We start from the raw sequence: 16,314 nt of genomic DNA, 5'->3' as shown, positions 1-16,314 counted from the left end.
GCCACTCATCTCGTTTCGCTTATTCGTGCTGTGGACGCCGGCGTGATTGTTGACCTTTCCTCAGATATGGATCGACTCATGGTTGCGCTCGCCCTTTGCCATGTCGACCTTTTAGGCGCGTTCACTCCAGCTCAGGCTTGGGCCTTCCTAGACGAGGCGCACATCTGCGCAGTGAGTCAGTGGGCTCGGTAGCATTGTCTGAATCGATTGTTTATTTAGACTGGCAGTTTCGCTACGCCCTTATTCAGAACGCTGATAGCCTTGAACGTATCTATAATACGAGACAAGTCATGCAGACTGATTGCACTGACGTCAGCGAGCATGTCACCCGCACGCTAGGCGTCCTTCAAGAACTGCCTCACGGCCCTTCTCATCAACGCCCTTTGAGTCTTTCTAACGATGGGGTCAACCCTGCTGAGAATAGCGGCTCACCTGATCATTACCTTAGGATTCTCCTAACCAACATAGCCAATGAGGTAGGCGCAGGGTTCCTCTCAAGCGTGAACCCTGCGCTCCTCGAGCAGTTTTGCATTATGACCGTCCTCAGAGGAGAGCCTGGCGGCAAGATGCTCAACGACTTGCTTTCTTCATTTCTCAGCTCCTATGCCGATCCAAAGAGCAGTGATTCAGCTGTTGACCTTCTCGGTGATCTCATTGGTCTTTCTGGCACCGCCCACACTCCTTCACCCGCTATTTAGAAACGTTCGGACCGCTCAATCGAGCCGTAACCAGAATTGGGGCCTAGCCCCTTTTTTGGTGTGAGGCTTCTGCCACGCGACAAGTACGTCTCCAATGGGGTTAATTTCTAGGAGTGTACTCATGAACACCACCATCTCTTCCCGCTCTACTACACCCCAGCTCGGATTCGATTTCCCCACTGGCATGGCCCTTTCTGCCGGCATCAACAAGTCTGGATCAAAATCCATCCCGGATCTCGACCTTACCAACCCAACTGGGATCGCAGCCGGGGAGGCTTTGTCACGAATGATCGTTGATGATCGCGTTCTCCACATGGGCATGACGACCTGGCGAGCTCTACTCGACCGTGCGATCTCTCTCGGGCACACAGAGTTGTATCCCTCTGAAAGTGGTCAGGTAGGCCTTCGCACCCCTGGTCTTCGTTTCGGACCGATCCAGCGCATGCCGGACCTGGGCCCGCAGTACGTCATTCAGTCAATTTTCAGAAACCGCCTCGATTCCCGCCTTAAAACAGAAGAGCAAGTGAAGTCTGGGCGGGTAATTGTCCAGGGCACGACCAAGGTTGAACTGGTCGTGCTCCAGGAGACGATGACTCTCTGCCTTTTCTTGGGCCGCAAGCAAATTGGGGCTCTCGAACTGGATCTGGACACATTGACAGCGGGTTGCGTGAACGACGGCGCCTCTCAAACCGCGGCATCTCTCACATCAAAGCTGGCCGAGGCCTTTCCCGATGAGGATCACCTCTTGATCACTCGATCGGCCCAGGCCGCCTTTGACCAGGTGCTGAAGGTCTTGGGGATCGGAGGTGTGAAGTGAGCCGACGGATTAACCAAGCTGTAATTCAACATCTGATTGATATTGAACATCGGGATTTAAACGCCGGGTCTGTTACTCCGCGGCTGGTAGAAGCCGCAGGTGAGGCGATTGCTGACGTTCTTCTTGATCATGGGTACCAGCTCGAGAGCAGCTATCGGGACGGTCGCGATGTTGTCCATTGCTACATCAACCCGCGAACAGGCGAGATTCTTGATGATATTGGATTCACTCTCGACCTTATGGATGACGGAGTGGACGGGCCAAACCTGACAGTGCTGTTGCGTACCGACGTGGCTCACACAGCACCCACTTTCGGCTTCTCCGAGGCATTGAGAACAGCCAGATCCTGGTACCTGCCCATGTCGAATATGGCGACTGCTCGCGAACTGTTCTCTGTTGCCGGCGGCCTCAAAACCGAAGCCTGCTTTGTGTGGCTCGCTGCTGCCTAGAACTAGATCATTGCGGGATGGGTGGAGACGTATGAAGAAGAAATCAACCAGCAAGAAGCACAGGCCGTTCAACGCACTACGTGAAGCTAGAAACAAGCTCGGGCTATCCCAGCTTGAGCTGGCTATCGAATTTGACGTTGCCCGTACGACCATCATAACTGCAGAGAAAACATCTCCTCGGCCGTGGATGACTATTGCCTGCCTAGGCCTAGGTAGCCTTATGTTTGTTGATCAAGGGGTGAAAACGCTATCTGGTGAGCGCTTCAGTAGTCTGCGTGAGCGGTTGGGCCTTACCCCTGGTTCCCTCGGATCGAAGCTAGGCTTTGCCGAAAGTACGATCATGACCTGGGAGAGGACATCGCCGCCGGCCTGGGCCCATCCAGCGATGATAGGACTGACAGTTTTATCGCTGGTAGGCTAACCAAGCTCTAATTTCTGAGCGGTTCCTTTGAGTTGGCAAAGGCGGGCAGTGCGTTACCCTGTTCGCCTTCATTAAACTGATTACAGAGGAATAGTGCACGATGTGGTTCAAAAACGTTTTGGTCTATCGGCTGACCCAAGATCTGCCTCTTACCCTCGAGAGCCTTGAGCAAGCGCTGCGTACCAAGGTTGCCAAGCTACCTGAAAGCCAAGTCCTCCAAACTGTTGGCTTCCTTGCTCCTAACAGCAAGAACCCCGACGCTCCCCTTGCTCACGTTGTTGATGGTGTGTTTCTCGTGGCACTCCGGATGTATGAACGTATCCTCCCCCCAGCAGTAGTAGCTGATGCTGTCGCTGAGAAGGTGGAAGAAATCGAGCTCAGTCAGCTGCGAAAGGTCTACAAAAAGGAAAAGGATCAGATCAAGGACGAGATCACCCAGGCCTTCTTGCCGCGCGCCTTCATCAAAAAGGCAACAACCTACGCTGCCATCGATCTCAAACAGAACCTGATCTATGTGAACACCTCGAGCCCTAAATCGGCAGAGGCACTTCTCTCGACATTGCGAGAGGTGCTGGGCAGCCTGCCGGTACGTCCTGTAGCAGTCAAAATTGCACCAACGGCCACCTACACTTCCTGGATCAAGACCGAGAAGGCTGCTGATGATTTCTACGTCCTCAGCAACTGCCGTCTGAACGACATCAGTGAGGACGGCGGGGAAATCCAGGTCAAGAATCAGGACCTTACATCTGACGAGATCAAACAACTGCTCGATAGCGGTAAAATCGTCAGCCAGATCAATCTGGCTTACAAGGACTTGCTGAGCTTCACTGTGAACGACAAGCTTGCAATTCAGGGCCTCCGTTTTGAATCGCTCCTGCATGAGAAGGCAGTTCAGGATGGTGGTGATGATGCAGATTCCCAATTTGACGCATCTTTCCTGCTCATGATGAAAACCTTGAACGAAGCCGTTCCAGCGTTGCTTACCGCCCTGGGCGGCGAGGATATTCCCGCCGGCGTTTAACTGACTGAATAAGGCCCGCCGCATGCGGGCCTTATGGTGAAAGCATGAATGATGTCGACAGCTTTATTCTCACGGTCCTGAAGACCGATGCGCTACCGGACAGCTTCAGTCTGGAGCAAGTCCAAGCTCTTATAGGCTCAGCTTTGGAGCATTCCGCGGACAAACAGTCTGCTCTTGACGAAGAGCGCATTCGCAATCTTCGCTCAGCCCTTCATACAATCGAGGAAACCACCACAGATACTGTGGCTGGGCTTGCTGCGCGGCATGCAAGGCTGTTAGATGATGACTGATGCCTACCAGCCGATAGCCGCGACTCAAATCCAAGCATTGCAACCCTTACTGGCTGGCTTCACCAAAGGCCTCATTGATCTAGCTACCCGCATTGCCAGCGGTCTTGCTGAGGTAGGTCTACCTACGAGCTTTGATCTGCAGGGCGACTGGGTAAAGCTCACTTTACTGACTGATCAGGGGGGCATCACCTTTGCCCTCATGGAGCCTGAGGTGTGCGGGTTATCGAACGAGGCTTTACCGATGCGTGTAGGGGTTAGCTTGTCGTTCGGTATTCCGGACGGAAACGAACTGACCGATAAGCCGGACACGATGTTCTACTTGCCGGCTTCGTTCACCGTGGATCAGCTCTTGGCACTCGGCCGAGGTCAATTTTCACCACTGCAGTTCACAGAGCTGTTGAACATGTCGGTGCGCCATGCCATGTCATCTCCACGTGATAAGTTCCCTCGCTCAATCCTCCTGATGATCGCTGAGCGAACTTCTTTACGTGACACTGGGGTTCGGTATTTTGAGCTTTGGACCCAGTCCCGTGGGGGTGTAGACATTCAACAACTACGCCCTACCAACAACCCGCACATCGCTGCAGCTGAAGCACGCACGCTTGGCTTCCAGCCAACTATCTATCGTTGCCAGTCAGGATTGTTCATCAGCTTTACGGAGACTGATGCAGGGGTGTTTTTATGAGAAGGCCACTCAGCGCTGGGATCGGTCTGCTGATCACCTTGAGCCTTGTTCAGGTGCAAGCACGTGCAGCACCTGTAGAAACACTGCCCAAACCAATACGGACCTCGTTGAAAACCGATTCGATAGTCTGCTCGCATCCCGAATCCCTATTCCTCATATACGAGGCAAGCTCTATTGCAATGGCCGGCGGGGGTAGCGATGCATTCAAAGCCTATTTTGCGGCTGCTGGGAACGTGTTCGAAGCACGATCTGAGTGTCTGGTCCAATCCCAGAGCATCGAGGTGACAGTAGAGGGTTACACCACGATTAATAATCCACTAAAACCCGAGCCAGTGGTATACGGGCGCTTTGGAATTGAGGGTTCGGATAATAAGGTTTGGGCCACGATTGGAAACCTCCCGGCCTTTGAGAAGGATGCTTTACGCTCGGGGTTGGTGAAATCATCCGCCCAAATAGCGGATACCCCACGATGAAAGACGCCTTAGCTGCTGTGCTTGGCGGAATATTGAATGGTTTTGAACAGGAGAGCCATGAAGCATACCTGGGTCTGGCCGAAACAGATTTCTATGCAAAGCTCGCTCAGGATATCGAAGAACGAACGCCCGAACGTTTCTCGATGCACCTGAGTGTCGAGCATATGAGAGCTGTGGACGGCTTGCTCCTGGCGAAACTTGGGGGTAACTCGAGTGCAAAATTCCTGTTTAAGCATGGGGATTTTATTGAGTCACATGTAAGAAAGGCCATCGAGCGTGCTGAAGGTTTTTCTTGTGGGGCAGATAAAACCAGAACCGTTATGCGTACGTTGGCTCGGCATCTTGTTGACGGCATCGCCATTGATCACGATTACTCAGGTGAGCGTACATACCACCTGCCAACAACAGTGCTTACGAACCAGGTTGAGGTCTTAAGTTTTTTCAATGGGCTGCACCGTCTATACTACGGTGATCCTGTCCCTTACCTTTCCCACCTGATGGCCTATCCACCCGCCAGCGCTATTTCATAATCAGGCGGTGACCGCGGCCGGCGAGCCTGGCCGCGTCAACCTCGTCATCGAATGGCGCAGTATTCCTTAAGGTCAGCGATACGTTCTTGTGAATACATGTCGCCCGACGGGAGCTTTCGAGTCTCAGTACGCTCAGTGGTTTGAGCTATACCCGGAATTCCGTCTCGGGCCTGTGTGATGGTGTAAACAAGGCGTACATCGTGACAAGGCTGAGGCTCACAACCCTTTTCTGAGGAGCAGATTTTTGCTGACTTCTCGACTAATGCATCAATCTGCCGGCACTCGATATTTGAGAACCCAGCCTTGCATTTGAATCCTTCAAGCTTGAGATCGTTGATCAGGCTCGCCATCGCCGGGCTTGGATCGGTTATCCAAGCGGATGTACATCCAGCTAACGATGCAACGGTCAATAGAAGCATGGCTGTTGTCGTTCTAGGCACTGCCCTTCTCCAGCTGGCGCTGATCTTGAATGCGTTGATAGATCTCATCTCGATGAACATCAACATCCTTCGGAGCAGTGATCCCCAAGCGGACCTGGGTACCAACGCAGCTCAGGACAGTAATCGTGATGTCATCACCAATCTTGATTGATTGACCGCTGTTTCGAGTAAGTACGAGCATGTTGCCTCCTGTATTGACTCCAAGACCATATCCCCTGCTCGGGTCCGACGCATCCGAAAAATGGTCCTCCGAATTCAGTGCTGGGATTCTCATGAATTCCGACGACCCCTTTTGGCGTGCAATCGAAATATCAGCCGTTATCCTCGAAGGCTGACCTGTTCTCGAGACCAAGACTGTGCAGATTTCAATGAAGAAGATCGTTTTGACCGTTGCCGCCATGGCGATGGCAGCTGCTGCATACGCAGCTTTGCAGCGGCCGGACGATGTGCAAGCACTTGCTACTGCGCAGGTTGAGGATTCCGACACCGTAAGATTGGCGATCGGCAAGGCATTCATTGCTGATCCTAAGTCTTTTGATCTGCCTGCAGCGTCTACACGTTTGGGTAAAGCCCGGCTGGAAGGATATGCGGTCTGCACGCAATCTGCTGAAGCCACTGCGGCCCAATACATTGAGGTTTCTCAGATGCTTGACGCTGTCGCGAACAATGTTCAGGACTTTCAACGCGTCATTGATGGGGTTATGGAATCGAAATCCGGCATGTCTGACTGTGATTTCCGCGTAATCGTAGCTATGGCACAAGCCAACAAGGGTATTTGATCACCCATGCATTCTTCGTCCGCCTTTCGTTATCGTCTTGTCTACCTCCATGTCGGCAGATTGAAAGCGAAGTGCGTAAATTCAAAAGTAAAGTGAGCCAGCTCACTCTTCTTGCTTCAACCGCCGCAATGCATATATGCATCGCGGGGTGCACGGGTAACCCCTAATGGACCACAGCAATCCAAGCACACAGCAACTCCCTGGGATGGAAAATGTATCAGCTTCGGCTGGCCGCCCCGACAACTCTATCGCTGCCAAGCTGCGCAACATGCAGCATCGCAACATGCAACGCTCGGCCGGGCCAGATCTGCAGGGCGAACTATTCAACCCATATGAAATCCGACTTGATGATGCTGATCACAGTAATCTGGTATCGATCTACGATGCTCTGCCTCGGTTCAGTTGGGCTTCGAAGACTGTTCGTGACATGAGCCAGATGAGCACCCAGCTTGAGGGCAGCCTCAATGGTCAGCCCTTCCGTGTGGTCATGAAGGCTGTGAGCATGGAGATCCCAATTAAAATCAAAGGAAAGGCGACTGGCCAGACGGAGTGGGTTGGCTTGTACCCCAGCAGCCGCGAAGAGTGTGTTGAGGAGGCTCTTCGAAAGTTCAGCACACAGCCCGGGCGCTTCAATGAGGTGAAGTGCTCTGTTAGCTTCAGCCTTTACGACCTCCGGCAGGAACTCAAGTCTGTAGGCCATACCTACACCTACGATGAACTGCGCCAGGCGCTGGACATCCTGGCAAAATCAAGCTTGACGATACAAACCCGGTCCTCCGATGGAGACGTGATAGACATTACCTCCAACTATCTCCCATTTCTCTACTTGCGAAGCAAGAACAAGAAGAGCAAAAACTACATCGATGTGAAGGATATTTCCGATCAGGAGAAGGGTGACGCCACTCTGTGTATGGCCGTATTACACCCCCTGATCTCACGTGGCATCGAACGGGGCGATTACCGCCTGTACCACTACTCAACCTCGATGAAACTCACGAACAGTCTTGCTAAGACTTTAAACCGGGAGCTTTCAATGCGCTGGCGGAATGCTTCCCCTACCCACCCCTATCGCTTCCACCTTGTTGAGTTTTTGAGTAATACAGCGAGGGGCTTGTCCAAACGCATGCCTGAGGATTATCGGGCGGTGAACATAGCCTTGGCCGAGCTTGTGCAGGAAGGGGTGCTCTCCGAGTTTAAGTCGACACCGATCAAGAAGCCTAAGGGCAAAGGTGCAATCGACTACGTCTACGAAATCCTACCAACTAAAAAGTTTGTCGGGATGATGATCGATGGCCATCGTCGAGAAAACAACCGCCAGCTTGCCCTCACAGCGTAATCAACCGGCATACAGCATTAAGCCCGCATCATGCGGGCTTTTTTGCACTTGCTGAAAACTTCCCCTACACATCTCGGATTTGGGAAATTATGACTTTCAAGCTTTGGTAGCGGCCGTGAGGGTTGCGTCTATTACGCAGCCCGGGCACTGGTTGGGAGAAGTGCGTGCATTTGGCTGTCCAACCAAAGATGCCTTCATCGTCTCAAATTCAGAGGGTGAGAGGTTTCGATAGCCATTGCGCCAAGGGTCGTTCGGAGAATCCAAAAATCTAATACTGCCCTCGTTGCCTGCTGCTCTGACTGACTGTTCAAGCCTTTCATCGATGCTCTGTTTTTCGATCATGGTTTGATTTCCTGGGTCAGCGTTTGACTAATCATAATTGAACCCCTAAGCATCGCTCAATGGATTCAGGAGAACCTTCGTTACAGACCAATTGTAACCGAAGGCTTAGGTGCCATCCTGTTGCGCTCATTAATCCTAAGTCCGCCGCGACAGGTTTGAATAGGCAGCTATAGTTGTATTTCTCTCAAACCAACCTGTTCTGAAACATGTTCCAGGTGCAGGCAAATCAGAAGTCAGGAATGGTGCACGATTGCCGAGCCTAATCTTCTCTCGATACCAAATTATACTCGGTTTCCTTGCCTCCAATCCGAGGACTCTGCATCTTCATGTCAAGACCTCGCTGTCGAATCACGTTCAAACCTTATTCAAAATCGACATCTGGCCGATCCGCCATCGATCGATTACTGTCATTTGAACAGTCAGGATTGCTCCACGATTCACCAGCGACGATAGCAAGGATTGATGCACGATTCGAAAATTCCAAATCGGTATGTTCCAGGCAGACTTGCATTTCTGCCCGTTCGCGCCCTTTTCTGAATTGACTTCAATGTTAACTGTGTTCTCGGTACCGCTTAGCAAGGATTGCTTCACGATTCCTTGATGTCGAAAGGAATGAACTGTTCTCTGACATTCGTCTCTAATTTTGACCAAGTGAAAATATTTTGTTCTTTTCACCGCTATACAGTAGTAAGCATTGGTTCACGATAGTAGTCAGGATTGGTGCATTCACCCTTTGTATCTCTAGTTATCCACAGAAATTCGGTCTAAATAGCAGCTTTCCTTAGCGAGGATTGGCTCACGATCAAGCTAAGGCTAGTGAGGTTTAGTTCACGATCAGTTCTTATACAGTAAGGATTGGTCCATGATTCCGGCTTCCTTTTTGTCTCTTAATCAGGATTGATGCACGGTTGGAGTCAGGTTTGGTCCACGTTGATACGCTGCAAGGCCCGCTGTTATTGGGTTCCTGAGTTCCTTCCTTCTTTTGTCCTTTTCCTATTTATTCCTTTGATTTACCCGCTTCTGGCACGCGCCCTTACGTAGCTTAATACCCTCAAATTCACTGCGAGGATTTCACTATGGAAGGACTAACCGCCTACGGTCGTTTTGCCGTCATTTGCTTTACGGTCGGGTCACTCGTTGGGAGCTTGGTCATCGGGTATCTGATGCTTACTCCTTCGCCACTACCAGTAGGCCCAACGGTTATCTCTTTCGCTGGCGCTGTATCACCAGCCTGCATCATCGCGTTAGTGATTGCTCGCTCGGTGCGTTCGATGTCATGGCTTCTGGCTCCAACCTTGTTGATTGGAGGGCTTGCAGTCCCTTTGGATTTTGCCTTCGCTTGCTTGCTCGGTTTCTTGAGCGAACGCGGCCTGCAGATGACGATAGCTGGTTTGCTCATGATTTCCATGGTCGCACTAGCAGTCGCTCTAGAGCGGACTTTGATACGAAGCTTGACTAACAAAGCACTCGGGATGCCGGTACAGCCTGGGCATGAAGAGATCTCTGGAGCCGCACGCTAATGAACGCAAAAGCAAGTCCAATTGGCGGCACCCAATCACTGCTCGTACGATCCCAGAAATGGCTCATGTCCAACCCTGAGTTGCTAGATGTGAAGCAAGCCTTATCAGCGATAGTTGCCAAGGTTTCCAAAGGTGCTATCGCCAACGACGATGATTCTCGGGATACCTACGACGCTCTGACTGAGCATTTTGTCGACGGCGGTGGCGACTTATCAGACCTCCCCTCCTACCCTGAAATTCCGATCAGTGACGGCTTGGAAACTAAGCTGGCAACTGTTGGTTCAGCAGGGCTTGATTATGGGAACTTGTACCCCGATCAGGTAACGGTCGCACCGCTGAGCCAGGAGGAAAAGCGAAGCAGGCTGCAAGAGCTCAGATCCACATTGGTTCGCCCAGGAGGTTTCAGATGAGCCCGTTGGAGCAAGCAAAAGAATGGCTCTCGAATGAAAAGCCAAACACTGAAGAAATTCAGCAATCTGTCGACAATCTATGCCACCAAGTGGCGAGGCCACCAAGCGGTTTATCTGTCGAACAGATCATGGCTGCTATTTCTCATCTGATGATGTCGATTGGAAAAGATCCAGCAGAATTGGTTCTCCCAGATCCCCCGCCCAAGGCTTGCCTTGACCTTAGCCCCCTGGGCGGCAACTCCGAGCATTTTGAACCAGAGCTGGACATCGTCGAGCGCCGTAGACGCTTCGAACAGTTGAAAGAGGACCTAAGGTCGCCGTTCTAAGATTCCGCTCGCTTCCGGCCCTTCAGCGACTCCACAGGAAGGCAAGGGGCCGATGACGCCTCGACAAAGAGATCAGCGTCGAAGAATTTTATGGCTTCCCTAAGCTCTGGCTCTTTCAGCAATTGTGCCAAGGCAGGATTGGTGCTCGATATCTGTTCCCATGCCTCACGCTTGTATTTCTCAGCTAGGCCGCTGAGCTTCACATACCTCTCACCCTTTGGCACAACTGGCATTGAATAGGTATTCATCCAGGTTGTAGCGGACTCATCTGCCATGGTTCACCAGCGGTTTTATAGATCAAACCACTGTGCCGGTATTCCCCCTCTCAGCAAGTCATAACGCCCTTCCCGAATTCTGATGAGGTGTTTTGGATTGTCATGTGTGCCGCGGCAGTTAGAATCTGCTCAATCATGGGCCAGAACTGACCATTGTCATGGCAAGAGCACTCATCCTCACTGACGTCGCGTCCGAGGCGTTTCACACTCAGCAGATCCTAAGCGACTTCTTCGATAGGGTTCGTGCGTGCAATACCGTTGCCGGAGCACTTGAGGAAATAGCTGAATCAAAGCCTGACCTGGTGATTGTCTTTGGGCTTGAGGGTTTCAGGTCCCAGCCATTCAAGGCTTTGGCTCAGGTAATAACCGACACCACCCCCGCAATGCTCATGTGTGTTGGTCCTCAGGTTGTCGGCAATGGAGAACCCGAACGGTCAATGATTGTTATCCCTCCGCTCAACCAGACCAATGTCGTAAAAGCAATACACGAACTCGGCCTGGCCGGCATCGTGAACCAATCCTCACTCAACAAATATTGCCTCCCGGCCAATTAGGGATGACCATGCTCAAGTCTTTGTTCAGCCTCACAGCTCTTTGCCTCGCCATCGCGGGCTGTGCTAGCAAGCCCGAGTTCCAGCAGAAAACGTACCAGTACGACTCCAAAGAGCACTCTGGGACCGTAGCTGTTACCGAAACCACCAATGTTCCTGATGAACAGTGCACAGAGCGCTGGCGGGATGAGCGGACTTACCAACCCAATGGTGTTCAACAGATCACCGGTTTTCGGATTGAAATTCAAATCCTTGACCACAGCCCTGACACCTACGGAAACCTGATCAAGGTTGAACTCCCATCAAACCACGGCCGTGATGTCCTGGTGCGCGACTTTCAGAAAGACAAGACTCTCATGGTCGGCGTCGACAAAAATGGCATGGTCAAACAGGGCGATTTGTTCTACTTCCCTGAAGGTTACTTTGTCCGTGCTGCACAGCCTCAGTTCAAAGACGAAAACTTGAGTTTCTGCCTAGGTGTCGATCGGACTTACGTCCCATCTGCAGAGTTGAATACACCTAACCCGCTGATCCACATGGACCGTTTGAACGTCCGATTCAACGGCAAACCTGGTGAAGAGAAGACCTTCAACTTCGGTTCGGTTCAACCGATCAGCGTTAATGTCCGGGCCGTACCACTGTGACTACGAAAACGGTTCTGGTTTTTGCCCCTAATGTCGGTGTGGCCTGTTCGATTGACGGACTGACTTCGATCGAGCTGGCGCAATACGCCATGGGGTACTACGAAAGTATGTTCGAGACATGCCGTGTCTCGTACCCGGATGGGAAGGATGCTTTCCTGATCGACGTTCTTTGCAACGGTTACACCGAATGCCATCAGGTTACAGCTTGGGCGGGTGTTCCTGAGGTCATCGAGTTCGATTTCGACAAATACCCTGCAACCCCAAAAGCGAAGCTTGATCACGCCACCTTTGGTGACGTACCAGCTCTCAAACTCATCATGAGCAAGTTTGCCAATATCCTGTGAGGACTTACCAATGCGTTGGATTGGTTTCATGTTGTGCCTGGTCCCTTTGGTAACCCACGCAGCAACCGCGGAACTGCAGGTCTCTGTGGTTGCAGGTGCTGAAGAGCCACAGGCTTACCACTACGCTCTGGATGGCAACAAATACGAGCTCGACATTCGTGAGAGCCATCGTTACCAGGCAGCATTCAAGGATGGTGCAACCAAGCGGGACGTTTGCCGGGAAGCCCAGTACAAAACTGGTCTGCTGCTCTCTTTGCGATCCTTGCCCAAAGCAGCTGATGGCTCGCAGCCTGTCGAGGTCATCGGTCAGGTCTCAACCCTTGATAGTCTGGTCGACGGCAAGAGTTTTTCCTGCGGTCAAAATCAAGAGGTGAACATGAGTAATAAAGCGTTCTCCGATACCGTCCAGGTTGAGCCCAACCGTACAAAGGTCGTTGTGATCGATGGTAAATACACGGTGATGTTGAAGGTGCTTTAGCACTTTTGAATGTGCTTCGGCATGTATTACGAGGGTTAACGTTTTTTGATCGGTGTGTCCTTGGAGGTCCCCTTGTTAAGACTTTTGATACTCGTATGTGTGTGCGCTGCTATTGCTGCAGCCCTTACGTCCGGATTATGGGGAGGCAAAGGTTGGTTCGTTTGATATTTATGGCTCATTCGTACAACAGGATCCTACTCACCGCCCCCCGGAAAGTGATGTAGACCTTTTCGGCTTTTTAGAGGGTTTCAGAATGTGGCACTACTCGCGTGTTGACTATCTGGGCCCTCATGCCATTTGCATTTTCTGCAACCGGCTTCTGCGGAGCCGCAAAGGAATCGTTATTTCCAACGGGTCTGAAGAGGCCTTTGCCGGCCCTAATTGCGCGAAAAAAATGCTAGGCCCACCAGAAGAACGTCTTCTGGACGTTACTCGCCTTGCGCTGCTCGTAGTCTCCGACGATGACCCGACTTTGCCTCCCGCCCCCTCGACTCTTCCAAGCTTGAAATCAGTTCCGCAGCTTGGGTCTGTACCCAAGACTCAGGTTCAGGTCCGCTCTCCACTTCCACCTCTCGACAAGATCGTTCAGTACCTCAGGCTGAGGTGCGAATTCATGTCCGAATTTGCGCACCATCGATCTCAAATATTGACTCAGGCTTTTGATGCCTATACCCGAACGGGGCAACTTGATGAAGCTGACCGCAAGAGAGTTGCAGGGACGATTCGTAATGCGGGTGAGCAGAATACGGTTTTCAGTGAGGCTAATGTGATGCGTTGCATTGGAGTCAATCACTGGCTTCGTGAGGCTCTGGAGAACACGCACGCCGATCGACGCGAATTTCTGACTGCGATGCTCAATAAACTCCATAGTCAGTGGCATCTCACTGAAGCTCAACTCTCAGCGGTTAACCGCTGGGGTGAGTGGCTACGTAAGAAGGTCCATTCATTCCCCCATCTCGACACCCAGGTATTCAGTGGTGTTGTGGTACCCGAATTTATGAAATCAAAAGGGCAAAGGAAAATAAAACCCTAACCCGGCTCCGTACTTAAACTTTGAACTGGATTTAAAGATAAATACGGACGCTGAGGGTTCTGGCACGCAGTTATGGGGTCAACAATTTGCCCATCCCAACATAACGAGATCCTCCCGTGACGAACCTTTCTCTTGCGACCACCAATGTCCCCCACACCCAAATTGATCCAGCGCTCTCTGGTCAGCGAGTGGCCTGTAATCTAATCCGACGCAATCCAAAGAATGACCCCCGTAAGGGTCGCAATAAGGCCCGCTATGCACAGATGAAAGAAAGCATCCGGGCTGAAGGTGTCATTCAACCCATCTTGTTGCGCCCTATCCTCAATGCTGACTATCCATACGAAGTCGTCTATGGGAACACCCGTTTCGATATCAGCGTCGATCTGGACATATCGGATATCCCCGCGATTATTCGTGAAATGACCGATGTTGAGGCGCGCCGCGCAGCCACCATCGAGAACATCCAGCGCGCCGATCTGACTCCCATTGAGGAGTCGTATGCAGCCGTTACTGAGCTTGCTGATCAGAACAACGATCACGAAGAGGCATGCCGTACACTCGGTTGGTCGCGCTCCAAGCTCGACGCTCGCATCCTTCTGTCCAAATGCTGCGACGATGTTGCTGAAGCCCTTGTGCAAGGGGATATCAAGCTCGGCCATGCCGAACTGCTTGCACCAATGATTCACGATGACCAGCGACTAATCTGTGCCCGTATTGTTGAGCGCAAGATGACAGTTGCCGCGACCCGCGAGCGACTGATCCAACTTTCCGGGGTTATCGCTAATGCCCCCTTCGATACAACTGCCTGCCAAGGCTGCGAACATAACAGCTCGCAATTCGGTGATCTGTTCGGCACCTCGCTTGGTGAAGCTAAGTGCCAGAATCGCACCTGCTGGGAGGAGAAAACGTCCTCGCTCATTAAGGTCAAGCTCATTGAGGCCGAGCAAGAGTACGGAATCGTCCATACCGACCTGACCCTTCCTGACAATGGCTATGTGCTTTTGGAAGACAAAGGCCCGAATGGCGTCGGCATCAATCAATTCACTGCTTGCACAGCCTGCAAGAGCTACGGCGCTGTGGTGAGCACCAAGCCGGGGAACGAAGGGCACATCATCGGTGGCCACTGTTTCAATACGTCTTGCCATAACGAGCATAAAACTGCCTACAAAGCCTTGATCGCTAGCGCCACTGCTGAACCCGCAGCGAATCAAAGCGACAACGCACAATCGCTTAGCCCGACTGGAAAAGCTCCGGCTGCTACCGGCCCAAAGTCGGCAACTAAGCCCGGTGCTAACTCCCCTGCCAAGCCGCAGGAGGTCAAAAAGGCGATCAAGCGCGAGGCATTCACTCTGTTTTCGCAAATGGGCAGTCAGGCTATTCAAGCGAATCCATCCTACTCGTTGGCGATTGCCATCGTTTCGATGTACCTCGACATGCGTTCCGATCTGCCAAGCGAACTGCTTACCCGCTTGCAGAAGGCCCTTGGCTTACCGAATGGTCTGTTCGGGCATGACCGGGCATCTACCGAGGCTGCACTGGCACAGAAACCCGCAGAGGAGCTTCAGGGATATCTGAGCCAACTGGCCGCTTGTACTGTTTTCCGCCGCGACGGCAGCGACCAATTCCAGAAATCGATTCCTGGTGCTCAATCCATTGCATTCATCAAGGCAGCGGGTATGGATCCGGTCGATCATTTTCAGATGACCGAAAGCTACCTCAAGTCCCTGACTAAAGCCGGTGTGGTCGCTGACTGTAAAGCCAGCGGTTTTGAAGCGAAGTATGACGAAGTCAAAGGGGCGAAAGAGTTCGCAAAACTTGTGATGGGCAAGAGCGATGAAATTATCAAGGCCGTCCTAGCATTTGAGGAATTCAGCTGGAAAGGCTATCTGCCAGAGACGATGAAAATCTCTGCTTACGATGGTTCTGGCACAGTCTAACCACCCCCACACTGGCTCCAACTTAACGAGGAACACAAACGATGAACACTTTTCTCCAGTCAGTAGGTGCGGTACTCACCACCGGCCTGAAAGCAACCGTCGAGCTGCATGGCTTAGGTGATGGAAAGATAAAGCTGTTGTACACCCCGGACATTGGCCCAACCCCTGAAAAATCCTCCGAGGCAGTCGTTCAGCTTCGTTCCGCAATTGCAAAGCCAATGGTAGTGAGTGGCACGCCAGAGGAAATCGAGGAAGCGTTCGCAGAGTTGATCGCATCCAAGGCGGCTGTAGTGCGTCGTGGTTTGAGCGCTCTGGATGAAATCGAGCGCCTTGCCACTAAGGCGGTTGATGAAGCCAAGTCGAAGCCTGCGGCAAAAGCTGCCTCCACTGCACCTGCTGTGGGCGAAAGCGAAGACCGTGACGATGAAGCCGACAGCGATGCAGACAGCGAAGCCTCAGGCCATCGCGCCCCCGTGGCAACTGAAGTTACTGGCAACAGTGCAACGAACTTTTAA

The 16,314-nt window shown here is 52.1% G+C and carries 23 protein-coding genes; 20 read left to right on the top strand and 3 right to left on the bottom strand.

Annotated elements, in window-relative coordinates:
• Positions 1 to 194 precede the first annotated feature (194 nt).
• The 8 genes from HBO10_RS24375 to HBO10_RS24340 all read left to right on the top strand — a co-directional run bounded on the left by HBO10_RS24375 (position 195) and on the right by HBO10_RS24340 (position 5,384).
• Positions 195 to 698, top strand: coding sequence for a hypothetical protein (locus HBO10_RS24375; protein WP_169904126.1), 504 nt, complete (start codon positions 195 to 197; stop codon positions 696 to 698).
• Between the two features lie 121 nt (positions 699 to 819).
• Positions 820 to 1,515, top strand: coding sequence for a hypothetical protein (locus tag HBO10_RS24370; protein WP_169904127.1), 696 nt, complete (start codon positions 820 to 822; stop codon positions 1,513 to 1,515).
• Positions 1,512 to 1,964 (top strand): hypothetical protein, encoded by a 453-nt coding sequence (locus tag HBO10_RS24365; RefSeq protein WP_011923235.1) that lies wholly within the window; start codon positions 1,512 to 1,514, stop codon positions 1,962 to 1,964. The genes HBO10_RS24370 and HBO10_RS24365 overlap by 4 nt, the downstream gene beginning before the upstream one ends.
• A gap of 31 nt (positions 1,965 to 1,995) precedes the next feature.
• Positions 1,996 to 2,385 carry a hypothetical protein gene (locus tag HBO10_RS24360; protein ID WP_078465903.1) on the top strand — a complete coding sequence of 130 codons (390 nt, stop codon included), beginning with the start codon at positions 1,996 to 1,998 and terminating at the stop codon, positions 2,383 to 2,385.
• A gap of 100 nt (positions 2,386 to 2,485) precedes the next feature.
• Positions 2,486 to 3,406 (top strand): recombination-associated protein RdgC, encoded by a 921-nt coding sequence (gene rdgC, locus HBO10_RS24355; protein WP_078465902.1) that lies wholly within the window; start codon positions 2,486 to 2,488, stop codon positions 3,404 to 3,406.
• A gap of 44 nt (positions 3,407 to 3,450) precedes the next feature.
• Positions 3,451 to 3,696: a hypothetical protein gene (locus HBO10_RS24350; protein WP_078465901.1), complete on the top strand. Its 246-nt coding sequence runs from the start codon at positions 3,451 to 3,453 to the stop codon at positions 3,694 to 3,696.
• Entirely contained in the window at positions 3,689 to 4,381 is a 693-nt protein-coding gene (locus HBO10_RS24345; RefSeq protein WP_169922125.1) for a hypothetical protein, read from the top strand. Before HBO10_RS24350 ends, HBO10_RS24345 begins: the two co-directional genes overlap by 8 nt.
• Positions 4,382 to 4,850: 469 nt before the next feature.
• Entirely contained in the window at positions 4,851 to 5,384 is a 534-nt protein-coding gene (locus HBO10_RS24340) for a hypothetical protein (protein WP_078465898.1), read from the top strand.
• A 44-nt stretch (positions 5,385 to 5,428) separates the two neighbouring features.
• On the opposite strand, the gene HBO10_RS24335 is transcribed toward HBO10_RS24340, so the two are convergent.
• Together HBO10_RS24335 and csrA are read right to left on the bottom strand one after the other, a co-directional pair.
• Positions 5,429 to 5,803 (bottom strand): hypothetical protein, encoded by a 375-nt coding sequence (locus HBO10_RS24335; RefSeq protein ID WP_169904129.1) that lies wholly within the window; start codon positions 5,801 to 5,803, stop codon positions 5,429 to 5,431.
• Positions 5,804 to 5,816: 13 nt separating this feature from the next.
• Entirely contained in the window at positions 5,817 to 6,005 is a 189-nt protein-coding gene (csrA, locus tag HBO10_RS24330) for a carbon storage regulator CsrA (protein WP_011923241.1), read from the bottom strand.
• Between the two features lie 187 nt (positions 6,006 to 6,192).
• Here csrA and HBO10_RS24325 point away from each other — a divergent pair, with 187 nt between their 5' ends.
• Complete coding sequence (locus HBO10_RS24325) at positions 6,193 to 6,603, top strand: hypothetical protein (RefSeq protein ID WP_116827411.1); 411 nt, start codon at positions 6,193 to 6,195, stop codon at positions 6,601 to 6,603.
• A gap of 166 nt (positions 6,604 to 6,769) precedes the next feature.
• Positions 6,770 to 7,939, top strand: a complete 1,170-nt coding sequence (locus tag HBO10_RS24320; RefSeq protein WP_230383543.1) for a replication protein — start codon at positions 6,770 to 6,772, stop codon at positions 7,937 to 7,939.
• A 96-nt stretch (positions 7,940 to 8,035) separates the two neighbouring features.
• On the opposite strand, the gene HBO10_RS24315 is transcribed toward HBO10_RS24320, so the two are convergent.
• Positions 8,036 to 8,281: a hypothetical protein gene (locus HBO10_RS24315; RefSeq protein WP_155007412.1), complete on the bottom strand. Its 246-nt coding sequence runs from the start codon at positions 8,279 to 8,281 to the stop codon at positions 8,036 to 8,038.
• Positions 8,282 to 9,357: 1,076 nt separating this feature from the next.
• Between HBO10_RS24315 and HBO10_RS24310 the strand changes: the two genes are divergently transcribed.
• From HBO10_RS24310 to HBO10_RS24265, 10 genes are all read left to right on the top strand, one after another.
• Positions 9,358 to 9,801 (top strand): hypothetical protein, encoded by a 444-nt coding sequence (locus tag HBO10_RS24310; RefSeq protein WP_078465895.1) that lies wholly within the window; start codon positions 9,358 to 9,360, stop codon positions 9,799 to 9,801.
• Positions 9,801 to 10,211, top strand: coding sequence for a hypothetical protein (locus HBO10_RS24305; RefSeq protein WP_078465894.1), 411 nt, complete (start codon positions 9,801 to 9,803; stop codon positions 10,209 to 10,211). The genes HBO10_RS24310 and HBO10_RS24305 overlap by 1 nt, the downstream gene beginning before the upstream one ends.
• On the top strand, positions 10,208 to 10,537 hold the full coding sequence (locus HBO10_RS24300) for a hypothetical protein (protein WP_078465893.1): 330 nt from the start codon (positions 10,208 to 10,210) through the stop codon (positions 10,535 to 10,537). Before HBO10_RS24305 ends, HBO10_RS24300 begins: the two co-directional genes overlap by 4 nt.
• Positions 10,538 to 10,970: 433 nt before the next feature.
• Positions 10,971 to 11,366, top strand: a complete 396-nt coding sequence (locus tag HBO10_RS24295; protein ID WP_078465891.1) for a hypothetical protein — start codon at positions 10,971 to 10,973, stop codon at positions 11,364 to 11,366.
• An 8-nt stretch (positions 11,367 to 11,374) separates the two neighbouring features.
• Positions 11,375 to 12,007: a hypothetical protein gene (locus HBO10_RS24290; protein ID WP_169904130.1), complete on the top strand. Its 633-nt coding sequence runs from the start codon at positions 11,375 to 11,377 to the stop codon at positions 12,005 to 12,007.
• Positions 12,004 to 12,351 (top strand): hypothetical protein, encoded by a 348-nt coding sequence (locus HBO10_RS24285; RefSeq protein ID WP_011923250.1) that lies wholly within the window; start codon positions 12,004 to 12,006, stop codon positions 12,349 to 12,351. The genes HBO10_RS24290 and HBO10_RS24285 overlap by 4 nt, the downstream gene beginning before the upstream one ends.
• Positions 12,352 to 12,361: 10 nt before the next feature.
• The gene (locus HBO10_RS24280) at positions 12,362 to 12,829 is read left to right on the top strand and encodes a hypothetical protein (protein ID WP_169904131.1); all 468 of its coding nucleotides are present in this window, start codon (positions 12,362 to 12,364) and stop codon (positions 12,827 to 12,829) included.
• A gap of 613 nt (positions 12,830 to 13,442) precedes the next feature.
• Positions 13,443 to 13,862 carry a hypothetical protein gene (locus HBO10_RS24275; RefSeq protein ID WP_169904132.1) on the top strand — a complete coding sequence of 140 codons (420 nt, stop codon included), beginning with the start codon at positions 13,443 to 13,445 and terminating at the stop codon, positions 13,860 to 13,862.
• A 116-nt stretch (positions 13,863 to 13,978) separates the two neighbouring features.
• Positions 13,979 to 15,799, top strand: a complete 1,821-nt coding sequence (locus HBO10_RS24270; protein ID WP_284184496.1) for a PRTRC system ParB family protein — start codon at positions 13,979 to 13,981, stop codon at positions 15,797 to 15,799.
• A gap of 41 nt (positions 15,800 to 15,840) precedes the next feature.
• Positions 15,841 to 16,314 carry a PRTRC system protein E gene (locus HBO10_RS24265; RefSeq protein WP_169904133.1) on the top strand — a complete coding sequence of 158 codons (474 nt, stop codon included), beginning with the start codon at positions 15,841 to 15,843 and terminating at the stop codon, positions 16,312 to 16,314.

It is taken from the genome of Pseudomonas sp. WS 5503, assembly GCF_012985385.1.
GTDB lineage: Bacteria > Pseudomonadota > Gammaproteobacteria > Pseudomonadales > Pseudomonadaceae > Aquipseudomonas > Aquipseudomonas paracarnis.
Note: the sequence above shows the minus strand (reverse complement) of the source record. Positions and strands in the feature narration are given on the sequence as shown.

Coding starts and splice junctions, on each gene's coding strand:
- HBO10_RS24370 (WP_169904127.1), top strand. CDS start 820: ATGAACACCACCATCTCTTCCCGCTCTACTACACCCCAGCTCGGATTC.
- HBO10_RS24360 (WP_078465903.1), top strand. CDS start 1,996: ATGAAGAAGAAATCAACCAGCAAGAAGCACAGGCCGTTCAACGCACTA.
- rdgC (WP_078465902.1), top strand. CDS start 2,486: ATGTGGTTCAAAAACGTTTTGGTCTATCGGCTGACCCAAGATCTGCCT.
- HBO10_RS24350 (WP_078465901.1), top strand. CDS start 3,451: ATGAATGATGTCGACAGCTTTATTCTCACGGTCCTGAAGACCGATGCG.
- HBO10_RS24345 (WP_169922125.1), top strand. CDS start 3,689: ATGACTGATGCCTACCAGCCGATAGCCGCGACTCAAATCCAAGCATTG.
- HBO10_RS24340 (WP_078465898.1), top strand. CDS start 4,851: ATGAAAGACGCCTTAGCTGCTGTGCTTGGCGGAATATTGAATGGTTTT.
- HBO10_RS24335 (WP_169904129.1), bottom strand. CDS start 5,803: ATGCTTCTATTGACCGTTGCATCGTTAGCTGGATGTACATCCGCTTGG.
- csrA (WP_011923241.1), bottom strand. CDS start 6,005: ATGCTCGTACTTACTCGAAACAGCGGTCAATCAATCAAGATTGGTGAT.
- HBO10_RS24325 (WP_116827411.1), top strand. CDS start 6,193: ATGAAGAAGATCGTTTTGACCGTTGCCGCCATGGCGATGGCAGCTGCT.
- HBO10_RS24320 (WP_230383543.1), top strand. CDS start 6,770: ATGGACCACAGCAATCCAAGCACACAGCAACTCCCTGGGATGGAAAAT.
- HBO10_RS24315 (WP_155007412.1), bottom strand. CDS start 8,281: ATGATCGAAAAACAGAGCATCGATGAAAGGCTTGAACAGTCAGTCAGA.
- HBO10_RS24310 (WP_078465895.1), top strand. CDS start 9,358: ATGGAAGGACTAACCGCCTACGGTCGTTTTGCCGTCATTTGCTTTACG.
- HBO10_RS24305 (WP_078465894.1), top strand. CDS start 9,801: ATGAACGCAAAAGCAAGTCCAATTGGCGGCACCCAATCACTGCTCGTA.
- HBO10_RS24300 (WP_078465893.1), top strand. CDS start 10,208: ATGAGCCCGTTGGAGCAAGCAAAAGAATGGCTCTCGAATGAAAAGCCA.
- HBO10_RS24295 (WP_078465891.1), top strand. CDS start 10,971: ATGGCAAGAGCACTCATCCTCACTGACGTCGCGTCCGAGGCGTTTCAC.
- HBO10_RS24290 (WP_169904130.1), top strand. CDS start 11,375: ATGCTCAAGTCTTTGTTCAGCCTCACAGCTCTTTGCCTCGCCATCGCG.
- HBO10_RS24280 (WP_169904131.1), top strand. CDS start 12,362: ATGCGTTGGATTGGTTTCATGTTGTGCCTGGTCCCTTTGGTAACCCAC.
- HBO10_RS24275 (WP_169904132.1), top strand. CDS start 13,443: ATGTCCGAATTTGCGCACCATCGATCTCAAATATTGACTCAGGCTTTT.
- HBO10_RS24265 (WP_169904133.1), top strand. CDS start 15,841: ATGAACACTTTTCTCCAGTCAGTAGGTGCGGTACTCACCACCGGCCTG.